Source organism: Blautia acetigignens (assembly GCF_025566865.1).
Classification (GTDB): Bacteria; Bacillota; Clostridia; order Lachnospirales; family Lachnospiraceae; genus Blautia_A; species Blautia_A acetigignens.
In genome coordinates this window covers 42875-66692 of record NZ_JAOQJM010000019.1, presented here as the reverse complement: position 1 = coordinate 66692, position 23818 = coordinate 42875, and the positions used below count along the sequence as shown (strand labels likewise).

Below are 23818 nucleotides of genomic sequence, written 5' to 3'. Positions count from 1 at the left end.
GGGCTTTTGAGACTTGAACCTCTCATCGCAAAACAATATATGATGAAAGGATGTGAAAAAGTCGAGACAAAGTCTACTCGACGGCTAAAATGGCAGAATACATTCTTATGCATAAGAATATTCCCGTTATTAAAATGGAATTAACAGAAGCAGATGGCATTACAAAAATTCTTGACCTCTACGCCCCGGAGCACCTCCCCATAGGTATTCCAGTGAAAAAGAATACAGTGGATAAAAAGGCTTTAAACATGTGGTGGGCAGACCGCTCTATTCCTTCAAGCCGTTCCGGTGTGCAGGAAGCATTGAATGAAATCGGACTTGCAGATACGAAGATGCTTCTTGTCCGAAGCTTTGGCCTTAGCCTTTCTGATCAGTACTGGATAAAACCAGACGGTACAGATCTTGAATGGAAACGAATTAATTTTTTTGACAACGCTTTTTCCGATGATATAGGAAATGTATTATTTGGCTTGAAAAAAAGAGAGGGGAATTTTGATTTCAGTTCTCCGGATAATACCTCTGATGGCTGCCTGAAAAAAAGGTGGAAAATCATAGATGGAAGAAGATGCCTTCTCAAGGGCGGAAGCAATCCCTTCCGTCAGCAGCCATTCAACGAAGTAATTGCATCCAATATCATGGAGAAACTGGGCATCCCTCACATTCCCTACACGATCCTGTGGGACGATGACATGCCATACAGTGTATGTGAGGATTTTGTTACAAAAGATATGGACCTTGTCAGTGCATGGCGAATCTTTCAGACCCGTAAGAAAAAAAACGATGTATCCGTATATCAGCATTATGTGAATTGCTGTTTGGAACTTGGCGTAAATGTGGTACCTGCACTGGATCAGATGATCGTGATCGATTACATCATTGCAAACGAAGACCGGCATCTGAATAATTTCGGACTTCTTAGAAACGCCGAAACTCTCCAGTGGCTTGGCGCCTCCCCCATTTTTGACAGCGGTTCTTCTTTAGGATACAACAAAGTTCCGTTTGACATCCTTAAGGAAAGAGAAATCATATGCAAGCCCTTCAAGAAATCCCATGACGAGCAGCTTAAGCTTGTCTCTTCCTTTGACTGGATAGATTTCAGGCTGCTGCAGGATACAGGAAAAAAAATCCGCCAGGTGTTTGATGACCAGCGCATCAGCAATTTTATTGACCAGAAACGTATCGATGCAATCGTCCAGTCCACAGAACAACGGATTCAAAAGCTCCAGACCTTTGCAGCACAGAAGAAAACATATTTTATCACTACCGAAAATGATGTAACAGAAAATGTGGCGGATGACTACAGAAATCTTTAATCACTTAAAAGAAGGGGGAAACCGTATAAACAAAAGAAAATGGATCTGCCGGATCCATGTGCCTGGACTGGATGAGCCGGGGAATTATTTTCTGGCTGCGGTTTCGTCATGGCAAATGGAAAACCTACCGGGTCATCTGAGAAATTCCCGATGAAATTTCTGCATCTTTATGTTATACTTTTGCAGGAAAAACAAAGATAAGGAATCGAAAAAATGAATAATGAAATCGTAGTCTGCTTTGAAAAAGGCGGACAAAAAGATATGGCCGAAGTTTTCGCAAGACGAATCGGCGCCGAAATTTCAGAAAAGCCAGGTCCAAAGCTGACCATTCTTTTTCATGCCAAAGGCGTTTCTCTGACCGGATACGGTCTGTCCTATCAGGGAGATTTTGAAAATATGCTGCACAGAGTTACAAATGGAAGACTGCAGCATGAGATGCTGGTCCGGGCTGCCAAATCCGACAAGCCCGGGCGCAAAGCCATAGATGCCACAGCCGGAATGGGAGAGGACGCTTTTCTTCTGGCAGCACAGGGCTATGAAGTTACTTTATTTGAGCAGAACCCAGTGATTGCCGTGCTGCTGAAAGATGCCCTTCGCCGTGCAAAGAAGCATCCGGTCTTAAAGGATATCGCCAGCCGCATGAACCTGGTGCAGGACAATAGTGTAGAGGGAATGTCAAAGCTTCTTGACCCGGTAGACGTGATCTACCTGGATCCCATGTTTCCCGCAAGGCAGAAATCCAGCCTGATCAACAAAAAGCTGCAGCTAATCCAGAAATTGGAGCCGCCCTGCTCAGAGGAAACCGATCTTTTTGACGCGGCCATCAGCGCCAGCCCCTCCAAGATCATTGTAAAACGGCCTCTGAAAAGTGAGTTTCTCGCCGGACGAAAGCCATCCTACACACTAAATGGGAAAGCCATCCGCTACGACTGTTACACCCTTTGACAGGAGAACCCAGCCATGAAGCAGTGCTTTAAATCCATTTACGGTATGCCCATTGGAACCTGGCTTTTGCAGTACCGGATGAATTATGCGGCAGAGCGGCTTCTTGCCAGTCCGGATATCACCATTGCAGACCTGGCAGGCGAGACAGGCTGTGACTATACGAGGCAGACAACTGCAGAATAGAAATGATAGAATCAGAACAGTTAGCAGAAACTAATTGTTCTTTTTTTATGGAAAGGAGCAGGGCTGGTGATTTTGCGTTTTTTCTTTGATTACATGCGTTCCAGATTTCAGGAGAGTATCAGCTATGAGCTAGTGGCAAAGGACAGGCTTGCCATTGGAGATGCCTTAAAGAGAGTGTCTCTTGGATATTTTCAGAAAAACAGCACCGGAACGATCCTTAATTCCATCACTACCGGGCTGAATCTCCTGGAAAATATGGGCATCCGCATGATTGATAATTTTGTAGGCGGATACCTGAACTTCCTGGTGGATTATCCTGGATGAGGCAACCGCCAGTGTTGACCCGGAAAAAAGCAGGATATCTACGCTTCAGCGGTGCGGATGTATGACAACTATACGGAGGGGGATTATGGATAGACCAATCACAACATTATTTATGCTTATGTCCTTAGATGGAAAGATAAGTCCCGGTGCGTCAGATGAGTTAGATGTAGATAAGGATTTTCCCAGGATTGACGGGTTGAAAGAGGGTCTGCCTCAGTATTATGAGATCGAACAGACAACTGATATTGGATAACACCCATTTGACTGAGCATGGTGTCACTTATTTCTGCAGGAAATCTAAGGTGTTTGTGCTGATTACATCGAATAAGGAACATCCTGCTTATAACATTAAGGAAAAAAATCTTCATATTATTTTCCAGGAAGAACTGTCACTGGAAGATGCTCTTCACGAATTAAAATCATTGTATGGATGCGAGAAATTAACAATCCAAAGCGGCGGAACGGTTAATGGATTGTTCCTTCGTGAGAAGCTGTTTGACTATATTGATGTGGTTGTGGCTCCCGTTCTGATCGGCGGTAAGGAAACCGCTTCCTTAATAGATGGCAGTTCCATTACTTCAGAAAATGAATTATCTGGACTGAGCGTGTTGAAACTTATTGACTGCACCATTTTAAATGTCTCGTATATCAGAGTTCGATATCAAGTGATCAGCTGAATTAAAGAAATCAAAATGCCAGACGCCAAGACGCAGTGCAAACCGAGATAATCGGTTTGTGCTGCGTTTTTATTACCGTATTATCCCTGTTGTCAGGCAGTTTTGCATTGTTAGCAGTTTTGTTTGGATAAAGGAACTATCTGGTCGAAAATGTCAAGCCGATTTTTAATTGAAACTGACCGTGTGCCTATGGTATGGCAAGAAAGAAAAGAAAACAATGAAGATTGAAACAAAACGCCTTTTTCTACGGGAAATGACATCAGAGGATTTTAACGCGCTGTATGCTGTGCTTGCTGATTCCGACATCATGCAGCATTACCCTTACACCTTTGACGAGACCCGCGTAAAAAACTGGCTCAACAAAAACATCGAGCGCTACCGCGTGTTTGGCTTCGGCCTGTGGGCGGTTTGCCTGAAATCTACGGGCGAGGTGATTGGCGACTGTGGTCTGACCATGCAGAACATAGGCGGTACGATTCTGCCGGAGATTGGCTATCATATCGCAAAGGCTCACCAGTGCCAAGGCTTTGCAAAAGAAGCAGCGCAGGCTGTGCGTGATTGGACATTTACACATACAACTTTCGGTATGGTGTATTCCTACATGAAAAAGGCAAACATCCCATCCTCCGCTACCGCCCGTGCAAATGGTATGACGCTGCTGAATGAATTTACCGATAGCGAAGACGAGCAGACCGTTGTATACGGCATCAGCCGCGAAGAATGGCAGAATCAGAAAATATCAAAGGAGAGCATATGATGGAAAAAACAACTAAATTATTAGTGTGCGCCGGGACATTGATGCTGATTGCAGGTGTACCGCTGGATCATTCTTTCCTGAAATATAAGAAAGAACTGTGTAACTATGGGTATGAGGTCTCCAAAATCTCAATGAAGGCGCAGACGGTGCATTTTTCCAAGCAGCAGGCGGGCTAACTTAGCTGATAGATTATTGGTGCCAGTCTGCGGATTGAAAATAAAGTCTAAATTGAAAATTTGAGGAGGAATTATGAAGAAAGTCATTATAGGTCTACTTCTCTACTTCTATGTAGCCTTGCAATCATGATGCTTTCTGGCTGTCAGGCTAATATATCCATCGGAACAAATGATACGCTGACTGGTGAAACGTATCCAAATGCCGAAAAATATCAAACCGGCGCTTTTACTTATAAGGCAGCCGATATAAAAGCTGTTGAAATCTATTGGCGTTCTCGCAAAGTAGAAATCACAGAATCGGACAACATAGAGTTTTATGTTAAGGAAAGCAGCGACAAACTGCTTACAGACCGTTCGTATGATTATAAAGGCGACCTGTATGTGTTTGATGAGGGTGCAAGCAATATCATAGTTGAAACGTCAAGTGGAAATCTTAAAATTCAGTAAGGGAGAATTACAATGAAATCACTTAATACCATTCAAAAACTGTCCAAAATTGGAAAGGTACTCAGTAAAATCGCATTTATTTTTTCTGTCATCGGTTTCTGCGGATGTATTGCCGGTTTACTCAGTTTGAACTTTGGAAATGGTCGCCTGATCAAGATTGGCGGAGTTACACTGCACGGACTGATTCCTGAAGAATACGGCTACAACATCAAAAGCATTACCGCAACGCTCTCTGGCTGGCTGATCGTCTGTGCGGGTGAAGCGGTACTCGCAAAATTTGCGGAAAGCTATTTCAAAAACGAACTGAAAGCTAAAACGCCTTTCACACTTGCTGGGGCAAAGAAACTGCTGCAGCTCGGCATTTTGACGATTACCATTCCCACTGCCTGTGCGGTGGCTGGAAGCATTGCAGAGGGAATTATTGCCGGTTTCATGAAAGTTAAACAGACGGAGGCTATGGATATGTATTTTGATAATGAATCGAGTATCGTGTTAGGAATCATGTTCATTCTTGGCTCTCTGCTGTGCCGTTATGGAGCAGAAATGCGGGAACATTCTGGGGAGATCAGGCAATGAAGCTGGAGACAGAGCGCCTTTTCCTACAGGAAATGACATCCGATGATTTTGATGCACTGTATGCCGTACTTGCCGATTCTGACATTATGCAGCATTACCCTTATGCCTTCGATGAAGCACGGGTGCGAAATTGGATCAATAAGAACAGAGAACGTTATCGTGTATTTGGATTTGGCTTGTGGGCGGTCTGGGAGTTATCAAGAACGATTTTCATGACAGGAAAGACCTGACGCCGAATGTGTGCGCAGTGTATACCGAAAAGGAATATCGCTGTAAAGGAATCGCCGGACGCCTGCTTTGCATGGCCGTGGAGGATTTAAGAGCAAATGGAATTTCCCCTGTCTATTTGCTGACTGATCATGTAGGCTTTTACGAACACTATGGCTGTTCCTATGTATGGTTCAAAGCGACGGAGAAACTGAGATGTCGAGAATGTACGTGCATAAGTAATTTGCGGCAACTGGTTTGCAATGTTTCAGATTGGCGTACTTGAAAAAATGGATGCAGAAAAATCTTATTGACATTTCTCCTCTGAAATGGTAAAAAAGTCGTAATAAAAAGGCAATTATGCTCCTCGCAGACAGCTTATTTGAATATGCCAAAAATCCGGAAGTTGGTCCTATTGCAGGCTGGCCGCCCCATAAAAATGTAGAAGAAAGTAAAGAAATAATCAAAAATGTGTTCAATGGAGCTGAGTGTTACGCAATCTGTGAAAAAGGAAGTAACATTGCCATTGGTGCTGTAGAGTTAAAACTGAATGGACATACAGATATGACCGAACGGGATGATGAATGTGAACTTGGATATTGGCTTGGGCAGCCATTCTGGGGACGGGGGTATATGCCAGAAGCCGCCCGTGCACTGCTGCGGCATGGATTTGAAGATCTTGGCATGACAACCATCTGGTGCGGTTATTATGATGGAAACCAGAAATCAAAGCGTGTACAGGAAAAGCTGGGCTTTCTTTTCCATCATACCTGCAATGAAGTTCCTGTTCCGCTTTTAAATGAGATACGTGTTGGACATACCAACATAATGTCAAAAGAACGTTGGGAGGAATTGTATAAATAACAGTTTAGCAGATCAGTGAAAATGTGCTATGAGAAATCGGTATGGTTAAACTGATTGGAAATAGCGGCATATTAAGAAAAAACAATGAAAAGTGAGACGCTAAGACGCAGTACTGATTTATAGAAAGCAGTTACTGCGTCTTTTGTTTTACTCAAAAATGAACAAAATATATGTACCAGGCTATGAATTTTATTGCTGCTGGGCGTGACTGGTAAGAAAAGTAAAAGGAAAATATGGATGCAACTGCGAAATAAAATAGAATTATATAAAATAAGAAGAGTGCTGAAACCAATTGGATGCGTATCAGCGCAAAGAAGAGAAGAAAGATTAATAATTTCATTTAACGGAAACTGGCTGGGCTATATTGAAAAAGGGAAATTACATATAAAGGATAGTGAGGTATCAAAAATATATCTGCCAGAAGCAGCAGTTGTTTTGGATGATAGCGGGGAAAAGTACAGAAAGGTTGACGGAAAATTAAATCCGGATGTATTTCAGTCTCTGGTAATCAGTAGAACCAACCTGTACAGAACCTGGCCTGACTGCTGGAAGCCACTGCGAAACTTGCGGAGCTGTTTTAAAAACTCAGGAAGTTATCCCTGCTACTGGGCATGTGGAATATGTAGCAGAAGAAGAAGTTAAAGCAACCTGCATGGAATCCGGTTGGACCGCGTTGATTAAATGCGCAAAGTGCGAATCTGTATTACAGGAGCAGAAAGAGATTCCAAAAGCAGATCATAAGGAAGTGCTAGATAAAGCGGTAGCGCCAACCTGTACAGAGTCCGGAATAACCACCGGAAAACACTGCGAAACCTGTGGAGAAGTACTGGAAGCGCAGACAGAAATTCCAGCCACTGGACATAAAGAAGTGGTGGATGATGCCGTAGAGGCAACCTGTACGGAAACCGGAAAGACCGAGGGCAGCCACTGTGAGATTTGCCAGACAGTGATAAAAACACAGGAAGAAATCCCAGCTTACGACCATAAAGAAGTAATAATAGACGAAGGTGTGGCTGCGACCTGTACGCTCTCGGGAAAGACTGAAGGAAGTCATTGTGCTCTTTGTGGAAAAATGTTATCAGCACAAGTTGAAATTCCAGCAACCGGTCACAAAGAAACAGCAGACAAAGAGATAGCCGCCACCTGTACAATAGCGGGAAAAACCGCCGGAAGTCACTGCGAAACCTGTGGCGAAATTCTGAAAGAGCAAATTGAAATTCCAGCAACTGGTCATCATTCTGCCGAAAGACCGGCAATAGAACCCACCTGCACGGAAACAGGAAAAACTGCCCTGCGGTATTGTGACCAGTGTGGCCTTGTTTTCAGATCCCGCAAAACCATAGAGAAAAAAGAACACACCATAGAAGTTATTGGCGGAGTATATCCCACCTGTAAAACTCCTGGAAAAACAGCTATAGAAAGATGCTCCGTTTGCGGTACTGTTGTGAAAGAATCCAAGACCATTCCCACGACAGCCCATGCGATGGCACCTGTCCGAAAACTGAATTTTATGGGACTTAAGAAGCAGTCCAGATGTATAAAATGTGGGAAAATAGAATTTGAAAAAGACCGCTCTAAAAGTTTTGACAAAGTAGATCTGTCAGATTTAGACGATCTTCTAATAACCACTGGAAATACTTCTTCAGGCACCCCAAACACCACTCCAAAAGATGAGGATTTGCAGGTATTTACAACCACCACTGATGATGGAATCGAAGCTCTTTGCCTGATGGGGGAACAAACTTTTAAGGACAATTTTGTATCTTTATCTGCCAAGGATTTCCTTATCAGCAAACTTGTTCTTGCTTCCCAGGAAAATCCGGAAAACGGCAACATAACACTGGAAGTAGAAGGTGGAGCAAAACAGCTTGGTCTTGGAATGGATAGAGACGCAAATGGCGAGGGATATCTGTATGTCACAGAAAATGGCCAAAGAATGACAATTGAAGCTGTTAATTTTATAGAAAATGGAATTGTATTTATTACAGAATCCGGAAGTAAGTTGACCATTCAAAGTAACAGATTAAAAAATGAAACTACCACTATAAGTCAGGAAAAAATAAATGAAATAAAGGCTGAGCTTGGCTGCGAACTGGAAATTATTATAACGGAAAAAGGATTTGAAGACAACTCCGGGAATACATCGGAAAATACTTCTGAAAGCACTTCAGAAGATACTTCAGAAAATCCATCAAGTGATGATACAATTATTAAGATCATACGATTTATTGATCCGGAAGAGGACGTTATAATTAAGAAATTCGAAGACCGGGAGCCCCAAAGTTATGTGGACTGTGTGGGACAAGATGAGAAGATAGATAAAGAAAAACACTATTGTCCGCATAAACAGATAGAGGAAAAACATCTATTTGTTCCTAGATACCTGGTAGAAAATGACACTTCCTATTCTCGTGGAGACTATTATAAAAGGTGTCCTTACTGTGATTATGAAGAATGGGTATGTACTGTTTTGAAATTCATAACAGATTGATTTGTATTTCACTATACAATAATCGTTTAAGAAAAGCCAGATTTAACCGGTGGGAGATTTTCCTGCCGGTTAAATTTTCTATTTATGCTGCAGCTTACCCCCTGATTTTTACAACTTACCGCCTCCCATATAGATATGAAAAACACTCTGTGCTATATTATATTTCAGAACCAAAGGGGGTGTGGACATGAAGCTGTCTGTGGAACAGATTTCCCGCGAAAACGAAGAAGAAGTGATCATTTCCCGGCACATTATGCTCAGCACCTTTTTTATGTGTCTGCTGTTCAATCCTGCTTCCCAATTGCCGGTGGTTTCTTTTTTCGGCAGATGCATCCTCTTCACCCTGGTGTGCATGGCTACATTAGTCGTTTATTATTCCAGGACCGAACTGACTTTGAGAGGCTGGTGGATTCGCACAATCTTGCATGCGGCTCTTTTGGAAGCGGTTTTGCTGCCCCTTGCACACCATTGGGAATTTTGGTACGGACCACTGGATGCCATCATTTATGCCAGCTTTATTCTGGCGGCGAAAATCCTCTGGCATCTGGTCAATTTCGGTCAGAGCATCCGAACCGCCACCCAGATCAATGAACAGCTTCTCAGACGCCAGAATGGTCAGAAACAGGGAGGAGTCTGAATGGCCCCACACGGTGCTGGAGGACTTTCCTCTATTTTGCCCAAAGTGCAAATATACCTGCGTGATCCGTTTCAAAGACGGAAAAATACAAGAAATAAAATCAGATTCAGAAAGAGGACAACGGAATGAATAACCAATCCAGTATTACCGCCCTGATGAGTTCGTTTGGACGGGCGTTTCATGCAGAAAACGAAGATCATCCGGTTTTCACAGACCATCTTGCCAAAGAGTTGATGACGGCAGAAGAATATACCGCTGTTCAGAATTATATACAAGCGTTAAAAGCAGCTGTCCTAACTGGTACAAAGCAATATGTTATACTCGGTGCAGGTATGGATACCTTTGCTTTTCGAGAAGGAGAGTTCTTAGCGAAGCACCAGGTATTCGAGGTGGATCATCCTCTGACGCAAAAAGATAAAATCGAACGAATCACTCGCGCTGGTTGGTCAGTTTCCGACAATCTCACCTTTGTTCCGGTTGATTTTACAAAGGACAATTTAGCGGAACGGCTGACCGCCAGTGGTTTTGATCCGTCGGCCAAATCCTTTTTCTCATGGCTCGGTGTAACCTACTACCTTTCCACAGAAGCAATCGACACAATGCTGGCTGCACTTTCCGAACTTTGCGCGGACGGCAGTACACTTGTGTTTGATTATCCCGATGAAAACTTCTTTGATGCCACCGAAAAACGTGTACAGAACACCATTATGATGGCAAAAGCAGGCGGCGAACCGATGCAGTCGGCATTTTCCTATAAAGAACTTGAAAAACTCCTTGAAAAACACGGCTTTCTCATTTACGAGCTGCTGACACCCGATGATATTCAAAGGAATGTGATCCACAAGGCCGGAGCAGATATGAAAGCCTTTGAGCATGTCAATTACTGCCTTGCGGTCAGAAAGAATTAGAGTGCGAAGCCAGGCCTTCTTTTGCCCGTACTTGACAAAATGAGATTATGCAGAGCATAATACACAAAAAGGCATTCATATTCACGCGAAAAGCGGGCGTACTGGATCATTGGCATGCCCAAAACAGGTTAAAGGAGCAGCGGTATGAAAGAGACTGAATTCATAAACAGCTTGAAAAAAGAAGAAAGTATTGCCCATATTCACGGATGGGATTTTTCCCATATTGCAGGGAGATATACAGAAGAAACGGATCTGCCCTGGGATTATCAGCGTATCATTTTCGATTACCTGAAGCCGGAGATGAAGCTGCTGGATATTGACACTGGCGGCGGTGAATTTCTGTTGTCCCTCCATCACCCTTACGAAAATACAAGTGCCGCAGAAGCGTATCCGCCAAACGTTCAGCTATGCAGGGAAACATTGCTTCCTCTTGGAATTGATTTTCGTGCAGGAGATGGAAAAGATGCGCTTCCTTTTGATGACGCTGCATTTGATATGGTGATTAACCGTCACGGCGATTTTAATGTAAAAGACATCCACCGCATTTTAAAAGATGGCGGAATTTTCATCACAGAACAGGTAGGCGCTGAAAATGACGGCGAACTGGTGGAGCTTCTCTTAGGTAAAACAGAGCTGCCGTTCCCGGAACAATATCTTGAAATCCGCCGTAAACAGTTTTGTGATGCAGGGTTTGATATTCTGGATGCACAGGAATGCTTTCGCCCGATCAAATTTTTCGACATAGGCGCCCTGGTCTGGTTCGCCCACATCATAGAATGGGAATTCCCGGATTTCTCCGTAGACCGCTGCAAAGACAAATTATTATACGCCCAGCAGCTTTTGAAACAAAACGGCTGCGTCGAAGGGCAGATTCATCGTTTTTTACTGGTATGTTACAAGAAATAACTGGTACAATTTTCCTGATATCAAGTGCATTCACAGGCGGTTTATGATATGATAAACACAAACAATATCTGTCATATTTTATCATAACAGCCAAACAGGAGGTTCTGCCATGTTAAAGAAAATCTTAATCCCAGCAACCGCAATCCTTACCATCTGCTTTACTCCGGTCACCCTTTTCGCAGAAGAGGGCGCACAGCTTACAGGCAGCGGCTTGAAAGGCCATTGGCTGCTTGCAGAAGCGGAATTCCCATACGAGGCAAGCTTCAATTCCAATGGAGACTGCCATGTGACCATGTCCCGGTACGAAGGAAATAACGATCTGTGCATCCATCCGGACGGAACCTTTGAGACAGAAGTAGATACCGGTGAGGTTACCAGCTTCTCGGTTTTTAGATCTGAAGATACCATTCTTTATTATGGGTATGAAAACGATACCTGCGTAGGCATTTTCTTTTTAGACGGAGAGGATTCGGACAAAGGCTACATACTGGACATGGATGCAGACCTGTTCCTGTCGGAAGAGAAACTCATTTCCGTTGATGACCAGGAAGTATTCGACTACGAAATCATCGACAACACGCTTTGCTATTTCAATGAACACAGTGTCCGTGCGTTGGATATCATTTCCCACACACCAGACCTGCTGGTATGCCAGGACACCCCCAGCAGCTCAGAAGCCGGAAATTCCGACAGCTGCCTGACCCTATTTATAAAAGCAGACTGCATAGAAGCAGAAAAGTAAGCAAACGCTTCGCGCAAAACATTATTTTCCGTTCTAAACCTGGTCAAAGCTTCCTATTGCAAAAATACAAGTATAAAAAAGTAATATTTTGACATTACAAAATGATAATTGTTCTTGTTGAGAATGATATTCACTTACGTAAAATTCGTTGACATCATCAGGAAAGAATGTTATATTGCAAATAAAGTTAGTCTTTCCTAACCAGCATCAATTTCCGCATTTTGGGGAATGCTTATTACAAAAAAGGAGGAATTTCAAAATGTCAATGATCAATAAAGAAGTAAGTGATTTTTCTGTTCAGGCTTATCAGAATGGGGAGTTTAAGACCGTAACAAAGGCCGATATTCTGGGAAAATGGAGCGTATTTTTCTTCTATCCGGCAGACTTTACCTTTGTATGCCCTACCGAGTTAGAGGATCTGCAGAATAAATATTCTGATTTCCAGGCTGCAGGCTGCGAAATCTACTCTGTATCTACAGATTCCCATTTTGTCCACAAGGCATGGCACGATTCCTCTGAGAGAATCAGTAAGATCACTTACCCAATGCTGGCAGATCCTACCCACGCACTCTGCAGAGATTTCGAAGTGCTGATCGAAGCTGACGGAATGGCAGAAAGAGGAAGCTTCATTGTGAACCCGGAAGGCAAGATCGTAGTTTACGAAGTAAATGCCGGCAATGTAGGCCGCAATGCGGATGAGCTTTTCCGCCGTCTCCAGGCAAGCCAGTTCGTAGCAGAGCATGGCGACCAGGTGTGCCCGGCCAAATGGCAGCCAGGGGCTGAAACTCTGAAGCCAAGTCTGGATCTGGTAGGTATGCTTTAATGGAAAACAAAAATTTCTATGATGTGGTCGTGATCGGCGGAGGCCCTGCCGGTCTGACCGCAGCTTTATATCTGGCCCGCGCCTGCTACCGTGTTCTGGTAATCGAGAAGGAAAAATTTGGCGGCCAGATCACCATTACCGATGAAGTGGTAAATTATCCAGGTGTAGAAAAAACCAGTGGAAAAGAGCTGACTGCGGTCATGCAAAAACAGGCGGAACATTTCGGAGCGGAATTTCTCCTTGGAGAGGTTGCCAGGCTAAAAAAAGCAGAAACACCATCCAGCGCAGAAATCTGGGAAACAACCACCGATAAAGGCTCGTACCAGAGCTTTGGGATCCTGCTTGCAACAGGTGCCCATCCAAGGATGATCGGTTTCCCAGGCGAAGCTGATTTTCGCGGTCACGGAGTTGCTTACTGCGCCACCTGTGACGGAGAGTTTTTCCGCGGAAAAGAAATCTTCGTCGTTGGCGGCGGGTTTGCAGCAGCAGAAGAGAGCGTATTTCTGACAAAGTATGCAAGCCATGTGACCATTTTAATCCGCGGAAATGATTTTTCCTGCGCAGAGGCAGTGGCGGAAGCCGCCAAAAATCACCCTAAGATCACAGTTTTAACCAATACAGAGGTTGTCTATGTGGAAGGTGACCACACCCTGCGAAAGATCTGCTACAAAAATAAAAATACCGAGGAAGAAACTATTTTCGATTCTGCAGATGACACCTTCGGCGTATTTGTATTTGCAGGCTACGCCCCAAATACAGATCTGGTAAAAGACCTGATCGCTCTGGATTCCCATGGATATGTGGAAACAGACCGAACCCAGAAGACCAGCTGCCCTGGAATTTACGCAGCCGGAGATGTGTGCCAGAAGAATCTCCGCCAGGTGGTAACTGCAGTGGGAGATGGTGCCACAGCAGCCACAGAGCTGGAAAAATATGCCGCAGCCATGCAGGAGAAAACCGGAATCCACCCGGAAAAGCCAATCAAAAAAGAGACCGAAGTCCACGAGGAACCGTCTGCAGGAAAAGAAACGGAAGGGAAATCCTCGGCCGGTATTTTTTCACAGGATATCGTAAACCAGCTGAATGTGGTATTTTCCAGAATGGAGGGGAACCTGCAGCTTGACCTGCATCTGGATTCCCGTCCCGTCAGCCAGGAATTAAAAGGCTATATGACAGAACTGGAGAAATATACAGACAAACTGACCGTACAGAAATCGAATTCTGCTTCGGATTCTGCTGCCTTGCTGCCTTTTGTAGAAGTGCTGACTGCCTCTGGTGAAAAGACCGGATTAGCTTTCCACGGCGTGCCAGGGGGACATGAGTTCACCTCTTTTATCCTGGGATTATATAACGCCGCAGGCCCGGGACAGCCTCTTGATCCTACCATCAGAGAACGTATCCTTGCCATCGACCATAAGGTACAGATGCAGATCCTGGTATCCCTTTCCTGTACCATGTGCCCGGATCTGGTAGCGGCAGCCCAGAGGATTGCCTCCTTAAATCCCCTTGTAACAGCAGAAGTATACGACATCGCCCATTTCCCGGACTTAAAAGAAAAATACAACGTTATGAGCGTCCCCTGCCTGGTGATCAACCAGGATCAAGTGACATTCGGGAAAAAGAATATTCAGCAGCTGCTGGAATTGCTCTAAACAGGATGCCCGCCATCTGGACGCAGTTGTGTGGAATTTATTGTTGACAGCCCCGCAAAAGCATAGTAGAATATTCCTAGTATAATAGTAGGATAATAAAAACTGTAATGATAAACTCCTATGGTTTATTGTTACAGTTTTTTCTTTGGAGGAATTCACCAATGTCAAAAGCGGAATATCGTTACTACGAGCTTTCTCAGGAAATTCCATTGCTTGTGTTAACCGGAGGATCATCCAAGAAGAACAGCAGAAAAAGAGCAATTATAAATATGCGTTTTTATCCCTTGCCTTTAATTTTCTTTTGTTTTTTGACCGGCTGAACAAGGTAGAGCATGAGCCTGAACTTTCTCATTCTGATACCATGAATTATGTCCGGAAAATCGTAAACTATATGGAGCTTCATTACATGGAGGAGATTAAAGCCAGGGATTATGCCAGAAGCTGCGGATTAAGCGAAACCCATATGCGAAGAATTTTTTCCGAATATACCAACATGTCTCCATCGGAATACCTGAACGTTGTCCAGATCAACAAGGCGTGTGAGCTGCTGGCACATGGAAATGACTCCATAGAGGATATTTCCCGTGCAGCAGGCTATCCGGTCCTGTCAACCTTCCTGCGGAATTTCCGAAAAATAACCGGACTTTCCCCCAGCGCCTGGCGCAAACAAGGAATTTAAGAAAAATGGATACAGCAGCAGGCAGACAATAGAATTTTAATACATTATATTTTATGGAGGTATTGTATGAAAGCACATAAATATTGGTCTACCGGAGCACTTATTACCATGATCGGAACTTTTTATACCGGTTACAAAGGGTTAAAATCAAGCCACAAATATTTCGCATTAAGCTCTCTGCTTTGTATGATAATGTCTATCTATACGGGACATAAAATGATTTCAGGCAGTAAAAAAGCGAAAAAGAAAGCGGAAACTACAGAAACGGAGGATTAAAAAATGTTGGAAACAGGAACAAAAGCCCCTGATTTTGAGCTGCCGGATCAGAACGGAAACATGCATAAATTAAGTGATTATGCCGGAAAGAAAGTGATTTTATATTTTTACCCGAAGGATAATACAGCTGGCTGTACGAAACAGGCATGTGGATTTTTAGAACGATACCCCGGGTTTACAGAAAAAGGAGCTGTTATCCTTGGTGTTAGTAAGGATTCAGTAGCCTCCCATAAGAGATTTGAAGAAAAATACGGACTGGCATTTACCTTATTGGCAGATCCGGAGCGCAAAGTGATTGAAGCATATGACGTCTGGAAAGAAAAGAAGAATTATGGAAAAGTCTCTATGGGAGTAGTAAGGACAACATATCTTATTGATGAGCATGGAATTATCATAAAGGCAAATGATAAAGTGAAAGCAGCAGATGATCCTGAAAATATGCTGAAGGAATTGGCGTGATGAAGATTATATTATCACCAGCCAAAAAGATGATTACAGATACGGACAGCATAGCACCAGTGGGAATGCCAGATTTTCTAGATAAGACAACTGAGATACTGAGTTGGATGAAGAGTCTGGAAAAAGATGAACTGAAAGCAATCTGGAAATGTAATGACAAGATTGCCAGGCAGAATTTTGACAGATTAGAAAATATGGATCTTTATCATATGCTTACTCCGGCTATTTTGTCCTATGAGGGAATTGCGTTTCAGTATATGGCACCAGCGGTGTTTGAAGACGGACAATTTGAGTATATCCAAAAACATCTGAGAATCTTATCCGCATTTTATGGAAGCTTAAAGCCACTGGACGGTGTGAAACCATATCGCCTGGAAATGCAGGCAAAGGTCACAATAGGAAATACCCGAAATTTGTATGACTATTGGGGAGATCTGCTATATCAGTCCGTCATTGATGACAGCCGGATCATTATTAATCTGGCATCAAAGGAATATTCGAAATGCATAGAAAAATATCTGTCACCTGAAGATACGTATATAACGATTACATTTTGTGAATTATCCGGAGAAAAGCTAGTAACAAAAGGTACTTATGCAAAAATGGCCCGCGGCGAAATGGTCAGATTTATGGCAGAAAGAGGGATTGAAAATCCAGCTGATATACAAGAATTTAACAGACTGGGCTATAGGTTTAGAGAAGACTTGTCATCAGAGAAGGAATATATTTTTGAACGGTTGTCTGCACTGTAGTGTGGTATTGCATACTAATAAAACTACATAAAACCATAGCAGAATAATAAAAAATTGTAATTACACAAGATAAAATATATCTATGCTCAAAAAATTTTCTTGACCGTGATATATACCGTGGTATATACTATTTATAGAAGAGGAGGTGCTTTACTATGATGACAGCAAAATTATTTGAAAATGGCAGAAGCCAGGCTGTAAGGCTTCCTAAAGAATGCCAGTTTGCTGGGGACGAAGTGGCTGTAAATAAGATTGGAGATATTGTTATCTTAATGCCACAGAATAATAAATGGTCTGGTTTTTTAAGCAGCTTTGATATGTTCTCGAATGACTTTATGGAAGCGGGAAGGGAACAGCCAAAAGAACAGAAGCGAGAATCTTTATGAAGTATATGCTGGATACAAATATCTGCATTTATACAATAAAAAATAAACCTCCAGAAGTAATTCGCAATTTTCTACAGCATAATCCGGATGATATGTGTATTTCCTCTATCACATATGGAGAGCTGATGCATGGTGTTGAAAAAAGCCAAGCAGTAGAAAAGAATCGAATTGCAATGTCACTTTTTCTATCCCCAATTACCATTCTGGATTTTGATAGCTATGCTGCAGAAGAATATGGAAAAATCCGGGCAGATCTGGAAAGAAAAGGAACTCCGATTGGACCATTGGATATGCTCATTGCAGGTCATGCAAAATCAGAAGAGCTTACGGTAGTGACTAATAATACAAGAGAGTTTTGTAGAGTTGAGGGATTAGCGGTAGAAGATTGGACTAAAGAATAAAATATGAAAAGCTGAAAGCTCTGCTTGGTGCAGGGCTTTTTGGTTACAGTCAACTTTGAATTTTCAAGATGAGCAAAGTTATTTTAAATGATATTTCCAAATTGTAGTAGATGGGAGAAAATTTTATGCAAGATGAAATCTTTATGAAAAAAGCAATCGAGCTGTCAAAACTGGCTGTAGAGCATCCCATGTCTGGAGGAACTGGAAGAAACACGACTTCCATACTTTGAGAAAAATGCGGACAAACGTGAAAACCGCTGGAGCCAGATTATTAGTGGAAGTGATCTGATTGATACCATCTAAAAAGCAGACAGCCCGATATTTTCGGGCTGTCTGTCATTGGATTAAGGAAAGATATGAGGCAGGAAATACAGTCATTTTTTGCAGCATATCTTTTTTTGTATCATTTTGTCTATATTTTAAAGAATCCTGTTCATGTACAGGGGTTCATCAGTTGGTTATACTAATAAAAAGCGGATGTGATAGTTTATGCAGAAGAAAATCCGGCCGAATACTGGAATTTTCTTCTGGCATTAGCGGCAAACTTTATAATAGTTTGCGTAGAAATTCATCACATATAAGATATAAGCTTTTAAATTTTTCATTTCGTTCACCTCTTTTCTTAACTTACAAGTGCATTATAGATCACCTGAAAGCGAATTACGTGCCAAATGAAAAGAAAAAACAGACAAAATTTGCAGAGGAGAGAAATTATGTTTCCGGTTTATGAAGAGAAAAAAGAAAATCTGCATTTACATTCCCGCATTGCCAGACATGAATCCCCTCATCTGCACAATTCAGTTGAATTCATCTATCTTACAGAAGGATGCTTGGAGCTTGGAATGGGCCAGGAACTCTTTCACATGGAGGAAGGTGATTTTGCAGTCCTTTTTCCGGAAGTGATCCATCACTGCCAGGTCTTTTCAGGAGAGAATAATAAGGCATGCTATCTGTGGGCGCAGCCCATACTTTGCGGACAATTTGCTTCTGTTATGCAGAAATACTGTCCGAAAAATCCTGTGATTAAAAAGCCGCAGGTCCACCGGGATATTGTAAATGCAATTCGGTGTCTGAAGCTCGATAAAAAGGAGCAAAATCCTAACCTTGTTGTTGAACAGGCTTATGTGCAGATCCTTTTGGCCAGAAGTATCCCGGCATTTAACTTACAGGAAAAGAGCAGTGTGGAGAGCAATGATATCATTTATCAGACTGTCTCCTATATTGCAAAACATTTTAAAGAAGAAATGTCCCTGGAAAAGATGGCAAGAGATATGGGAGTAAGTAAATTTACACTTTCGCGTGTCTTTTCCGGAACTTTTCATAGAAATTTTAACCAATATTTAAATGAACAGAGATTAAACTATGTCTGTGTTCATTTAGAGTGTACTGACAAAAGCATTACGGACATTTCCATGGATGCAGGATTTGAAAGTCAGCGGACTTTTAACCGGGTTTTCAGGGAACGCTGCAAAATGACACCAAGAGAATACCGGAATCTGTACAGAGAAAAGTTTGTTCTGCAAAATGAAATCATATAGAAAAGAGAGGATAAAAATATGCTGAGTGAGAGTATTGCAAAACTGGTACAGTATGGAGTCGAGACGGGACTGATACCAGAATGTGAGAAAAATTACACAACAAATCTTCTGCTGGATGTATTTTACGAGGATGATTACACTGCACCGGAACAGGAATTTCAGAACATTGAACTTGAGAAGGTTCTGGATGAACTGTTAAAAGAGGCAATTGATCGGGAATTGATTGAAGACAGTGTTGTCTATAAAGACCTGTTTGATACCAGACTGATGAATTGCCTCATGCCACGACCTGCAGAAGTACAGACAACGTTCTGGAAAAAATATGGGGAGAATCCAAAAGCAGCGACGGATTATTTTTATAAACTGAGTCAGGACAGCAATTATATTCGTCGTTACAGGGTAAAGAAAGACCAGAAATGGACAGTAGACAGTGAATATGGAAAACTTGATATTACCATCAACCTTTCAAAACCGGAAAAGGATCCAAAAGCAATCGCAGCAGCCAGAAATGTAAAATCCGGAAGCTACCCGAAATGTCTTCTTTGTCCGGAAAATGAAGGCTATGCCGGAAGAGTCAACCACCCGGCAAGACAGAATCACAGGATCATTCCGATTACGATCAATGACAGCCCATGGGGATTCCAGTACTCACCCTATGTATATTATAACGAGCACTGCATCGTGTTTAATTCCTGTCACACCCCCATGAAGATTGAACGGAACACATTTGTGAAGCTGTTTGATTTTGTAAAACTGTTTCCACATTATTTCCTGGGCTCCAATGCAGACCTTCCAATTGTAGGCGGTTCTATTTTAAGCCATGACCATTTCCAGGGAGGACATTATACCTTCGCAATGGCTAAGGCACCGATTGAAAAGCATGTGACCATTCCTGGATTTGAGGATGTGGAAGCGGGAATTGTAAAGTGGCCGTTATCAGTGCTCCGTATCCGTCATAAAAATCCAGAACGGTTGATTGACCTTGCAACACATGTGCTGCAGGCATGGAGAGGCTATACAGATGAAGCAGCCTTTGTATTTGCCAATACGGACGGAGAGCCACATAATACCATAACCCCAATTGCCCGTAAAGTGGGGGATGTATACGAGCTGGATCTGACACTTCGCAATAATATTACGACGAAAGAACATCCACTTGGTGTATATCATCCACATGCACAGTACCATCATATTAAAAAGGAAAATATCGGACTGATCGAGGTAATGGGGCTTGCAGTTCTTCCGGCCCGATTAAAAGAAGAGCTGGAGCTTTTAGAGGAATACATTTTATCTGGAAAAGATATTTCTTCAAATGAAAAAATAGCAAAGCATGAGGATTGGGTGAAAGAATTGCTGGAAAAATATCCGGATATTAATGCAGAGAACATTCATGCAATTCTTCAAAAAGAAGTAGGACTGGTGTTTGTACATGTGCTGGAAGATGCCGGAGTTTATAAATGCACACCAAAAGGAAGAGAAGATTTTATGCGTTTTGTGGACAGTTTATAGGACGTGTTTTGGCCGTGATTATAATGAATGCTGTAGTATGAAGTGAAAAAATACAGAACAAGAAAATATTTTATAATAGCAGTTGCAGCCGGTATCTCATGATATATAAAATGAGAATATCGGCTGCTTTTCATTTGATATCACGAAGATTTTATATTTTCAAATATATGTAATCAGTTGGCAACCGGTTTCCTAAAAAGATTAAAAATTCCTGTCTGCTCAATCAATCTTGTGATGGTAAAGAAGATAAAGGAATCAATTGGCCACATGATCAGGTTCTTTACAGTACGCATTGGAAGGATTGCAAGGAATCCTTTTCCGTAGAGCATGTCCAGCCATAAGGTATTTAACAGAACATTTACAATCAGAACGACAACCAGTTTTGCAATCAGCACGCGACGGAAAGTGAGCTTATGTTTGTAGTAAAAACATCCATAAATAAATGCCGCGAGCATTGCGTTAAAGGTGAACCCAAAGAAAAATGGACCATCAGGGCGGATAAAGAATTTCACAATATCCAGCACACCGGCAAACAGACATCCGGTAATGGGTCCAAACAGATAATCAGCAATCTGGTTTGGGATACCGGAAAATCCAATTTTTACATAGGGACCGATATTGATAGAAGCAACTGAATTTAAAATCAGTGCCAGGGCAGCAAGCATTGCACAGACTGCCAGTGTAGAAGTGGTTTTCAGCTCTTTGGCTGAGGTGAGAAACATGTTCTTTGTTTTCTCCATAAAAAAATTACCTCCTTTTCTTTTTTCGCTCACAATAGGAGATAATTTATGGATTCATATTTATCTTCTGTTGCAGCGAGAAGCAATCCACGAACCGCAAGATTTCTCTTTTCGTCCTCCGGCAACTCTCCATCCGGAAGGCACTTTACGCTCATGAATTTACTCTGCATTACTTTACATGGAGCAGTATATAGCAGATTATTGGAAAAAGCAAGAAAAAAATATATAAAAATATAAGTTTTTGCAATTAAGAAAACAGACAAGAAATCGTGGCATTTTCTCCATATTTTCTAAAACTTTGTCCATATGTTTTTACAAAAATCAGACTATAATAAAAGAAAAAAACGTTCAGGAGGAATCATTATGGCAGTTTTAGTTACAGGTGGTGCTGGTTATATTGGAAGCCACACGGTAGTGGAGCTTCAGAATGCAGGATATGATGTTGTGGTACTGGACAATTTAAGCAATGCAAGTGAAAAAGCACCGGAAAGGGCTATAGTGTTCTTGATATTGTAAAGAATTTTGAAGCTGCAACTGGTGTAAAAATTCCATATGTGATCAAACCTCGCCGAGCCGGAGATATTGCAACTTGTTATTGTGATGCATCTAAGGCAGAAAAAGAGCTTGGCTGGAAAGCAGAAAACGGTATCCGTGAGATGTGTGAAGATTCCTGGAGATGGCAGTCTAATAATCCGCAGGGATATGAAAAATAGGATGTATATTTAAAATAAGAGAGCTGTAAGATGCAGCCCTCTTATTTTTTTAAATAATTGACCTTATGTTATAAATGAACGCATTTTTTATCCTGAAATGTTCTATTTTTTAAAATTCTACAATTTTGTGCATGTTTTGTTAAATGTTGTTTATGTAATTTTGGGAAATGTGACTTAACAGAATATCTGACAAAAAGGACATTCTAACGTGAGACCATCCGTGAAGAGGTGGGAAATGACGGGAAACCCCGTGAAATCAAGGTTTGTGGCGAATTTCATAGAGAAAAAATGAAGCATCTTTGACAGCGAATTTGAGAATAAGCTGTTTCGGATGCTTTTTTTGTGCCCTTGGAAGGGAGGGAAGTGGATAGAGTGCTTGGAAGCATTGGTTTTACTTGGTTTTTGAGCACTTGTTCTATCCACAACACCTCAAAGTTAGGTTGTAAGGACATTATACATCAGGCATCCTCTTCTGAAAATAGGTCAAGCGTTATAACGTGGCGTTATTGCGTTACTGATTAAGTGTTGTCAATGTGCGTGTTTGTTTCGTAAAGTACCATAAAATAAGGGTTTTTTGAAAGTAACGCTTTGAAAAAAAGGCGTTACTCAATGCAATCAGTACACGGAACAGGAGAGCCGGGACTGGATGCAATCAAAGTGACAAATTGGAACCTTGCAAATAAAGTTGTCACTTTGGCTTATTTTCAAGGAAAAATGAACTTTTTCGGGAATTGCTTCCCTAAAAAGCAAAGTGACAATAAAAGGGTTACAAGTAACCCAAAAAAGCATAAAAAAATCAGCCAACCATGTCACCATTTTCTGTACCCATCAATCCGGATGATTTTGCAGTCACATCTCTTTCTTTTTTCACCTTCCGGAGCTTTAGTTGCAATAAGCCCATGAGTTCCTCTTTGTCATCTTCAGGAAGCTCCCGGAAACCATTCAACAGCTCCTCTTCCAATTTGCAGATATTGGACTTCTGCATATTGGAAGATATTCCGGTTGCCAACCAATTCATATCACACTCTAACACTTGTGAAAGCTTATAAAATGCAATAACGGAAGGCGTAGTTTTTCCGTTTTCGATTTTGCTCAATGCTCCTGAAGTGATGTCACATCTCTCATATATGTTTGTTTGAGAGAGTTTCAATTCTTTTCTTCTTGTTTTAATACGTTCACCAATTCCCATCATATCTAATTCCATGATGACCTCTCTTTCTGCAAATTGGAATATATATTCTTCCTGAAAGCAGAAAAAGTGTTGACATTCTGCAAATAGGAAGATATAATAAACCTTGCAAGGGTTACTTGTAACCCACTAATCCAAGATAAATCATATCAAAAAACTTAGTAAATCTCAATAGTCGGAGTTCTCCGGCACAAAGAAAGTCACCCGGTTCAGGGTATCAGAAAATGGAACTATGAAGGAATGAAGGAGGTGCAGGATGCAGAAGCAGGAATTTGAGGAAAGAATTGAAAGAACTGTCACGGATGAGCAGTACAAAGTGATTGAAGAAGTCTACATGTGGCATCCATCTATCCGGAACACATCCGGCAAAGATGAAGTTGCTGAACTGTATAAGAGCTTTGGTATGACAATCTTCCATGACATGCTTCCAAGAGCAAAGAAAGCCCATGAGCTTGATGAGCTCCTCCGGAACGCACAGAGAGAAGTGCAACGGATACAGGAAGAGATAGAAGAGCTGTCCTGTCCTACTTTAAGAGTTGAAGAATGAG

At 42.0% G+C, this 23818-nt stretch carries 35 protein-coding genes, 1 pseudogene and 1 riboswitch; of the genes and pseudogenes, 34 read left to right on the top strand and 2 right to left on the bottom strand.

Annotation, left to right across the window (positions count from 1 at the left end):
- Positions 1-89 precede the first annotated feature (89 nt).
- The 31 genes from OCV70_RS16865 to galT all read left to right on the top strand — a co-directional run bounded on the left by OCV70_RS16865 (position 90) and on the right by galT (position 20628).
- Positions 90-1313 carry a HipA domain-containing protein gene (locus tag OCV70_RS16865; RefSeq protein ID WP_244096277.1) on the top strand — a complete coding sequence of 408 codons (1224 nt, stop codon included), beginning with the start codon at positions 90-92 and terminating at the stop codon, positions 1311-1313.
- A gap of 213 nt (positions 1314-1526) precedes the next feature.
- Positions 1527-2258 (top strand): class I SAM-dependent methyltransferase, encoded by a 732-nt coding sequence (locus tag OCV70_RS16860; RefSeq protein WP_173768159.1) that lies wholly within the window; start codon positions 1527-1529, stop codon positions 2256-2258.
- A 15-nt stretch (positions 2259-2273) separates the two neighbouring features.
- On the top strand, positions 2274-2441 hold the full coding sequence (locus OCV70_RS16855; RefSeq protein WP_173768157.1) for a helix-turn-helix domain-containing protein: 168 nt from the start codon (positions 2274-2276) through the stop codon (positions 2439-2441).
- 66 nt (positions 2442-2507) lie between these two features.
- Positions 2508-2765, top strand: a complete 258-nt coding sequence (locus OCV70_RS16850) for a hypothetical protein (RefSeq protein WP_243280866.1) — start codon at positions 2508-2510, stop codon at positions 2763-2765.
- Between the two features lie 85 nt (positions 2766-2850).
- Positions 2851-3018: a hypothetical protein gene (locus OCV70_RS20355; RefSeq protein ID WP_330385750.1), complete on the top strand. Its 168-nt coding sequence runs from the start codon at positions 2851-2853 to the stop codon at positions 3016-3018.
- A gap of 7 nt (positions 3019-3025) precedes the next feature.
- A complete protein-coding gene (locus OCV70_RS16845) occupies positions 3026-3442 on the top strand; it encodes a dihydrofolate reductase family protein (RefSeq protein ID WP_330385749.1) in 417 nt (138 codons plus the stop codon).
- Between the two features lie 217 nt (positions 3443-3659).
- Positions 3660-4199: a GNAT family N-acetyltransferase gene (locus tag OCV70_RS16840; RefSeq protein ID WP_173768155.1), complete on the top strand. Its 540-nt coding sequence runs from the start codon at positions 3660-3662 to the stop codon at positions 4197-4199.
- Positions 4196-4375, top strand: coding sequence for a hypothetical protein (locus OCV70_RS16835; RefSeq protein WP_147342974.1), 180 nt, complete (start codon positions 4196-4198; stop codon positions 4373-4375). Before OCV70_RS16840 ends, OCV70_RS16835 begins: the two co-directional genes overlap by 4 nt.
- Positions 4376-4501: 126 nt before the next feature.
- The gene (locus OCV70_RS16830; RefSeq protein ID WP_173768153.1) at positions 4502-4822 is read left to right on the top strand and encodes a hypothetical protein; all 321 of its coding nucleotides are present in this window, start codon (positions 4502-4504) and stop codon (positions 4820-4822) included.
- A 12-nt stretch (positions 4823-4834) separates the two neighbouring features.
- The gene (locus OCV70_RS16825; protein ID WP_117850347.1) at positions 4835-5398 is read left to right on the top strand and encodes a hypothetical protein; all 564 of its coding nucleotides are present in this window, start codon (positions 4835-4837) and stop codon (positions 5396-5398) included.
- The gene (locus OCV70_RS16820) at positions 5395-5628 is read left to right on the top strand and encodes a GNAT family N-acetyltransferase (RefSeq protein ID WP_243000146.1); all 234 of its coding nucleotides are present in this window, start codon (positions 5395-5397) and stop codon (positions 5626-5628) included. Before OCV70_RS16825 ends, OCV70_RS16820 begins: the two co-directional genes overlap by 4 nt.
- Positions 5577-5891 (top strand): GNAT family N-acetyltransferase, encoded by a 315-nt coding sequence (locus OCV70_RS19935; RefSeq protein WP_317259481.1) that lies wholly within the window; start codon positions 5577-5579, stop codon positions 5889-5891. Before OCV70_RS16820 ends, OCV70_RS19935 begins: the two co-directional genes overlap by 52 nt.
- A 74-nt stretch (positions 5892-5965) precedes the next feature.
- A complete protein-coding gene (locus OCV70_RS16810) occupies positions 5966-6469 on the top strand; it encodes a GNAT family N-acetyltransferase (RefSeq protein WP_117850349.1) in 504 nt (167 codons plus the stop codon).
- Between the two features lie 237 nt (positions 6470-6706).
- Entirely contained in the window at positions 6707-7111 is a 405-nt protein-coding gene (locus tag OCV70_RS16805; protein ID WP_173768151.1) for a hypothetical protein, read from the top strand.
- A gap of 304 nt (positions 7112-7415) precedes the next feature.
- Positions 7416-8960 (top strand): hypothetical protein, encoded by a 1545-nt coding sequence (locus tag OCV70_RS16800; RefSeq protein ID WP_195588317.1) that lies wholly within the window; start codon positions 7416-7418, stop codon positions 8958-8960.
- A 187-nt stretch (positions 8961-9147) separates the two neighbouring features.
- Entirely contained in the window at positions 9148-9597 is a 450-nt protein-coding gene (locus tag OCV70_RS16795; RefSeq protein WP_262579915.1) for a hypothetical protein, read from the top strand.
- Complete coding sequence (locus tag OCV70_RS19420) at positions 9548-9730, top strand: cysteine-rich KTR domain-containing protein (protein WP_330385751.1); 183 nt, start codon at positions 9548-9550, stop codon at positions 9728-9730. The genes OCV70_RS16795 and OCV70_RS19420 overlap by 50 nt, the downstream gene beginning before the upstream one ends.
- Positions 9723-10505, top strand: a complete 783-nt coding sequence (locus OCV70_RS16790) for a class I SAM-dependent methyltransferase (protein WP_262579914.1) — start codon at positions 9723-9725, stop codon at positions 10503-10505. The genes OCV70_RS19420 and OCV70_RS16790 overlap by 8 nt, the downstream gene beginning before the upstream one ends.
- 144 nt (positions 10506-10649) lie before the next feature.
- The gene (locus OCV70_RS16785; protein ID WP_262579913.1) at positions 10650-11411 is read left to right on the top strand and encodes a class I SAM-dependent methyltransferase; all 762 of its coding nucleotides are present in this window, start codon (positions 10650-10652) and stop codon (positions 11409-11411) included.
- Between the two features lie 109 nt (positions 11412-11520).
- Complete coding sequence (locus OCV70_RS16780; protein WP_117850363.1) at positions 11521-12153, top strand: hypothetical protein; 633 nt, start codon at positions 11521-11523, stop codon at positions 12151-12153.
- 259 nt (positions 12154-12412) lie between these two features.
- Positions 12413-12976 carry an alkyl hydroperoxide reductase subunit C gene (gene ahpC, locus OCV70_RS16775; RefSeq protein ID WP_117850366.1) on the top strand — a complete coding sequence of 188 codons (564 nt, stop codon included), beginning with the start codon at positions 12413-12415 and terminating at the stop codon, positions 12974-12976.
- Positions 12976-14628 (top strand): FAD-dependent oxidoreductase, encoded by a 1653-nt coding sequence (locus OCV70_RS16770; protein ID WP_262579912.1) that lies wholly within the window; start codon positions 12976-12978, stop codon positions 14626-14628. Before ahpC ends, OCV70_RS16770 begins: the two co-directional genes overlap by 1 nt.
- A 161-nt stretch (positions 14629-14789) precedes the next feature.
- Positions 14790-14948, top strand: coding sequence for a hypothetical protein (locus OCV70_RS16765; protein ID WP_173768137.1), 159 nt, complete (start codon positions 14790-14792; stop codon positions 14946-14948).
- A gap of 86 nt (positions 14949-15034) precedes the next feature.
- The gene (locus OCV70_RS16760) at positions 15035-15307 is read left to right on the top strand and encodes a helix-turn-helix domain-containing protein (RefSeq protein ID WP_173768135.1); all 273 of its coding nucleotides are present in this window, start codon (positions 15035-15037) and stop codon (positions 15305-15307) included.
- Between the two features lie 66 nt (positions 15308-15373).
- On the top strand, positions 15374-15583 hold the full coding sequence (locus OCV70_RS16755) for a DUF6219 family protein (protein WP_173768133.1): 210 nt from the start codon (positions 15374-15376) through the stop codon (positions 15581-15583).
- A gap of 3 nt (positions 15584-15586) precedes the next feature.
- Positions 15587-16042 (top strand): thioredoxin-dependent thiol peroxidase, encoded by a 456-nt coding sequence (gene bcp / locus OCV70_RS16750; protein WP_173768131.1) that lies wholly within the window; start codon positions 15587-15589, stop codon positions 16040-16042.
- Positions 16042-16794: a peroxide stress protein YaaA gene (yaaA, locus tag OCV70_RS16745; protein ID WP_173768130.1), complete on the top strand. Its 753-nt coding sequence runs from the start codon at positions 16042-16044 to the stop codon at positions 16792-16794. Before bcp ends, yaaA begins: the two co-directional genes overlap by 1 nt.
- 155 nt (positions 16795-16949) lie before the next feature.
- Entirely contained in the window at positions 16950-17180 is a 231-nt protein-coding gene (gene vapB / locus OCV70_RS16740) for a type II toxin-antitoxin system antitoxin VapB (RefSeq protein WP_173768128.1), read from the top strand.
- Complete coding sequence (vapC, locus tag OCV70_RS16735; RefSeq protein ID WP_173768126.1) at positions 17177-17581, top strand: type II toxin-antitoxin system tRNA(fMet)-specific endonuclease VapC; 405 nt, start codon at positions 17177-17179, stop codon at positions 17579-17581. The genes vapB and vapC overlap by 4 nt, the downstream gene beginning before the upstream one ends.
- 713 nt (positions 17582-18294) lie before the next feature.
- Positions 18295-19119, top strand: a complete 825-nt coding sequence (locus OCV70_RS16730) for an AraC family transcriptional regulator (RefSeq protein ID WP_173768124.1) — start codon at positions 18295-18297, stop codon at positions 19117-19119.
- An 18-nt stretch (positions 19120-19137) separates the two neighbouring features.
- Positions 19138-20628, top strand: a complete 1491-nt coding sequence (gene galT / locus OCV70_RS16725; protein ID WP_262579911.1) for a UDP-glucose--hexose-1-phosphate uridylyltransferase — start codon at positions 19138-19140, stop codon at positions 20626-20628.
- Positions 20629-20801: 173 nt separating this feature from the next.
- Here the strand turns inward: galT and OCV70_RS16720 are convergent, their stop codons facing one another.
- On the bottom strand, positions 20802-21368 hold the full coding sequence (locus tag OCV70_RS16720; protein ID WP_173768122.1) for a folate family ECF transporter S component: 567 nt from the start codon (positions 21366-21368) through the stop codon (positions 20802-20804).
- Between the two features lie 71 nt (positions 21369-21439).
- A riboswitch (THF riboswitch) is annotated at positions 21440-21537 on the bottom strand.
- 137 nt (positions 21538-21674) lie between these two features.
- Between OCV70_RS16720 and OCV70_RS16715 the strand changes: the two genes are divergently transcribed.
- The gene (locus tag OCV70_RS16715) at positions 21675-21884 is read left to right on the top strand and encodes an NAD-dependent epimerase/dehydratase family protein (RefSeq protein WP_317259480.1); all 210 of its coding nucleotides are present in this window, start codon (positions 21675-21677) and stop codon (positions 21882-21884) included.
- Positions 21851-22081, top strand: a pseudogene (locus OCV70_RS16710) (GDP-mannose 4,6-dehydratase); the annotation flags it as partial. The gene OCV70_RS16715 and the pseudogene OCV70_RS16710, both read left to right, overlap by 34 nt.
- Positions 22082-22877: 796 nt before the next feature.
- Here the strand turns inward: OCV70_RS16710 and OCV70_RS16705 are convergent.
- A complete protein-coding gene (locus OCV70_RS16705; RefSeq protein WP_262579910.1) occupies positions 22878-23285 on the bottom strand; it encodes a helix-turn-helix domain-containing protein in 408 nt (135 codons plus the stop codon).
- 241 nt (positions 23286-23526) lie between these two features.
- Here OCV70_RS16705 and OCV70_RS16700 point away from each other — a divergent pair, with 241 nt between their 5' ends.
- The gene (locus tag OCV70_RS16700; protein WP_009320368.1) at positions 23527-23817 is read left to right on the top strand and encodes a hypothetical protein; all 291 of its coding nucleotides are present in this window, start codon (positions 23527-23529) and stop codon (positions 23815-23817) included.
- Position 23818: the final 1 nt, after the last annotated feature.

Coding starts and splice junctions, on each gene's coding strand:
- OCV70_RS16765 (WP_173768137.1), top strand. CDS start 14,790: ATGTCAAAAGCGGAATATCGTTACTACGAGCTTTCTCAGGAAATTCCA.
- OCV70_RS16805 (WP_173768151.1), top strand. CDS start 6,707: ATGCAACTGCGAAATAAAATAGAATTATATAAAATAAGAAGAGTGCTG.
- OCV70_RS16810 (WP_117850349.1), top strand. CDS start 5,966: ATGCTCCTCGCAGACAGCTTATTTGAATATGCCAAAAATCCGGAAGTT.
- OCV70_RS16700 (WP_009320368.1), top strand. CDS start 23,527: ATGCAGAAGCAGGAATTTGAGGAAAGAATTGAAAGAACTGTCACGGAT.
- OCV70_RS16780 (WP_117850363.1), top strand. CDS start 11,521: ATGTTAAAGAAAATCTTAATCCCAGCAACCGCAATCCTTACCATCTGC.
- OCV70_RS16860 (WP_173768159.1), top strand. CDS start 1,527: ATGAATAATGAAATCGTAGTCTGCTTTGAAAAAGGCGGACAAAAAGAT.
- OCV70_RS16790 (WP_262579914.1), top strand. CDS start 9,723: ATGAATAACCAATCCAGTATTACCGCCCTGATGAGTTCGTTTGGACGG.
- yaaA (WP_173768130.1), top strand. CDS start 16,042: ATGAAGATTATATTATCACCAGCCAAAAAGATGATTACAGATACGGAC.
- OCV70_RS16830 (WP_173768153.1), top strand. CDS start 4,502: ATGATGCTTTCTGGCTGTCAGGCTAATATATCCATCGGAACAAATGAT.
- OCV70_RS16820 (WP_243000146.1), top strand. CDS start 5,395: ATGAAGCTGGAGACAGAGCGCCTTTTCCTACAGGAAATGACATCCGAT.
- bcp (WP_173768131.1), top strand. CDS start 15,587: ATGTTGGAAACAGGAACAAAAGCCCCTGATTTTGAGCTGCCGGATCAG.
- OCV70_RS16865 (WP_244096277.1), top strand. CDS start 90: ATGGCAGAATACATTCTTATGCATAAGAATATTCCCGTTATTAAAATG.
- OCV70_RS16755 (WP_173768133.1), top strand. CDS start 15,374: ATGAAAGCACATAAATATTGGTCTACCGGAGCACTTATTACCATGATC.
- OCV70_RS16785 (WP_262579913.1), top strand. CDS start 10,650: ATGAAAGAGACTGAATTCATAAACAGCTTGAAAAAAGAAGAAAGTATT.
- vapC (WP_173768126.1), top strand. CDS start 17,177: ATGAAGTATATGCTGGATACAAATATCTGCATTTATACAATAAAAAAT.
- OCV70_RS16705 (WP_262579910.1), bottom strand. CDS start 23,285: ATGGAATTAGATATGATGGGAATTGGTGAACGTATTAAAACAAGAAGA.
- OCV70_RS20355 (WP_330385750.1), top strand. CDS start 2,851: ATGGATAGACCAATCACAACATTATTTATGCTTATGTCCTTAGATGGA.
- OCV70_RS16835 (WP_147342974.1), top strand. CDS start 4,196: ATGATGGAAAAAACAACTAAATTATTAGTGTGCGCCGGGACATTGATG.
- OCV70_RS16715 (WP_317259480.1), top strand. CDS start 21,675: ATGTTTTTACAAAAATCAGACTATAATAAAAGAAAAAAACGTTCAGGA.
- OCV70_RS16795 (WP_262579915.1), top strand. CDS start 9,148: ATGAAGCTGTCTGTGGAACAGATTTCCCGCGAAAACGAAGAAGAAGTG.
- OCV70_RS19420 (WP_330385751.1), top strand. CDS start 9,548: ATGAACAGCTTCTCAGACGCCAGAATGGTCAGAAACAGGGAGGAGTCT.
- OCV70_RS16840 (WP_173768155.1), top strand. CDS start 3,660: ATGAAGATTGAAACAAAACGCCTTTTTCTACGGGAAATGACATCAGAG.
- OCV70_RS16855 (WP_173768157.1), top strand. CDS start 2,274: ATGAAGCAGTGCTTTAAATCCATTTACGGTATGCCCATTGGAACCTGG.
- OCV70_RS16825 (WP_117850347.1), top strand. CDS start 4,835: ATGAAATCACTTAATACCATTCAAAAACTGTCCAAAATTGGAAAGGTA.
- OCV70_RS16770 (WP_262579912.1), top strand. CDS start 12,976: ATGGAAAACAAAAATTTCTATGATGTGGTCGTGATCGGCGGAGGCCCT.
- OCV70_RS16730 (WP_173768124.1), top strand. CDS start 18,295: ATGTTTCCGGTTTATGAAGAGAAAAAAGAAAATCTGCATTTACATTCC.
- vapB (WP_173768128.1), top strand. CDS start 16,950: ATGATGACAGCAAAATTATTTGAAAATGGCAGAAGCCAGGCTGTAAGG.
- ahpC (WP_117850366.1), top strand. CDS start 12,413: ATGTCAATGATCAATAAAGAAGTAAGTGATTTTTCTGTTCAGGCTTAT.
- OCV70_RS16760 (WP_173768135.1), top strand. CDS start 15,035: ATGGAGGAGATTAAAGCCAGGGATTATGCCAGAAGCTGCGGATTAAGC.
- OCV70_RS16720 (WP_173768122.1), bottom strand. CDS start 21,368: ATGGAGAAAACAAAGAACATGTTTCTCACCTCAGCCAAAGAGCTGAAA.
- galT (WP_262579911.1), top strand. CDS start 19,138: ATGCTGAGTGAGAGTATTGCAAAACTGGTACAGTATGGAGTCGAGACG.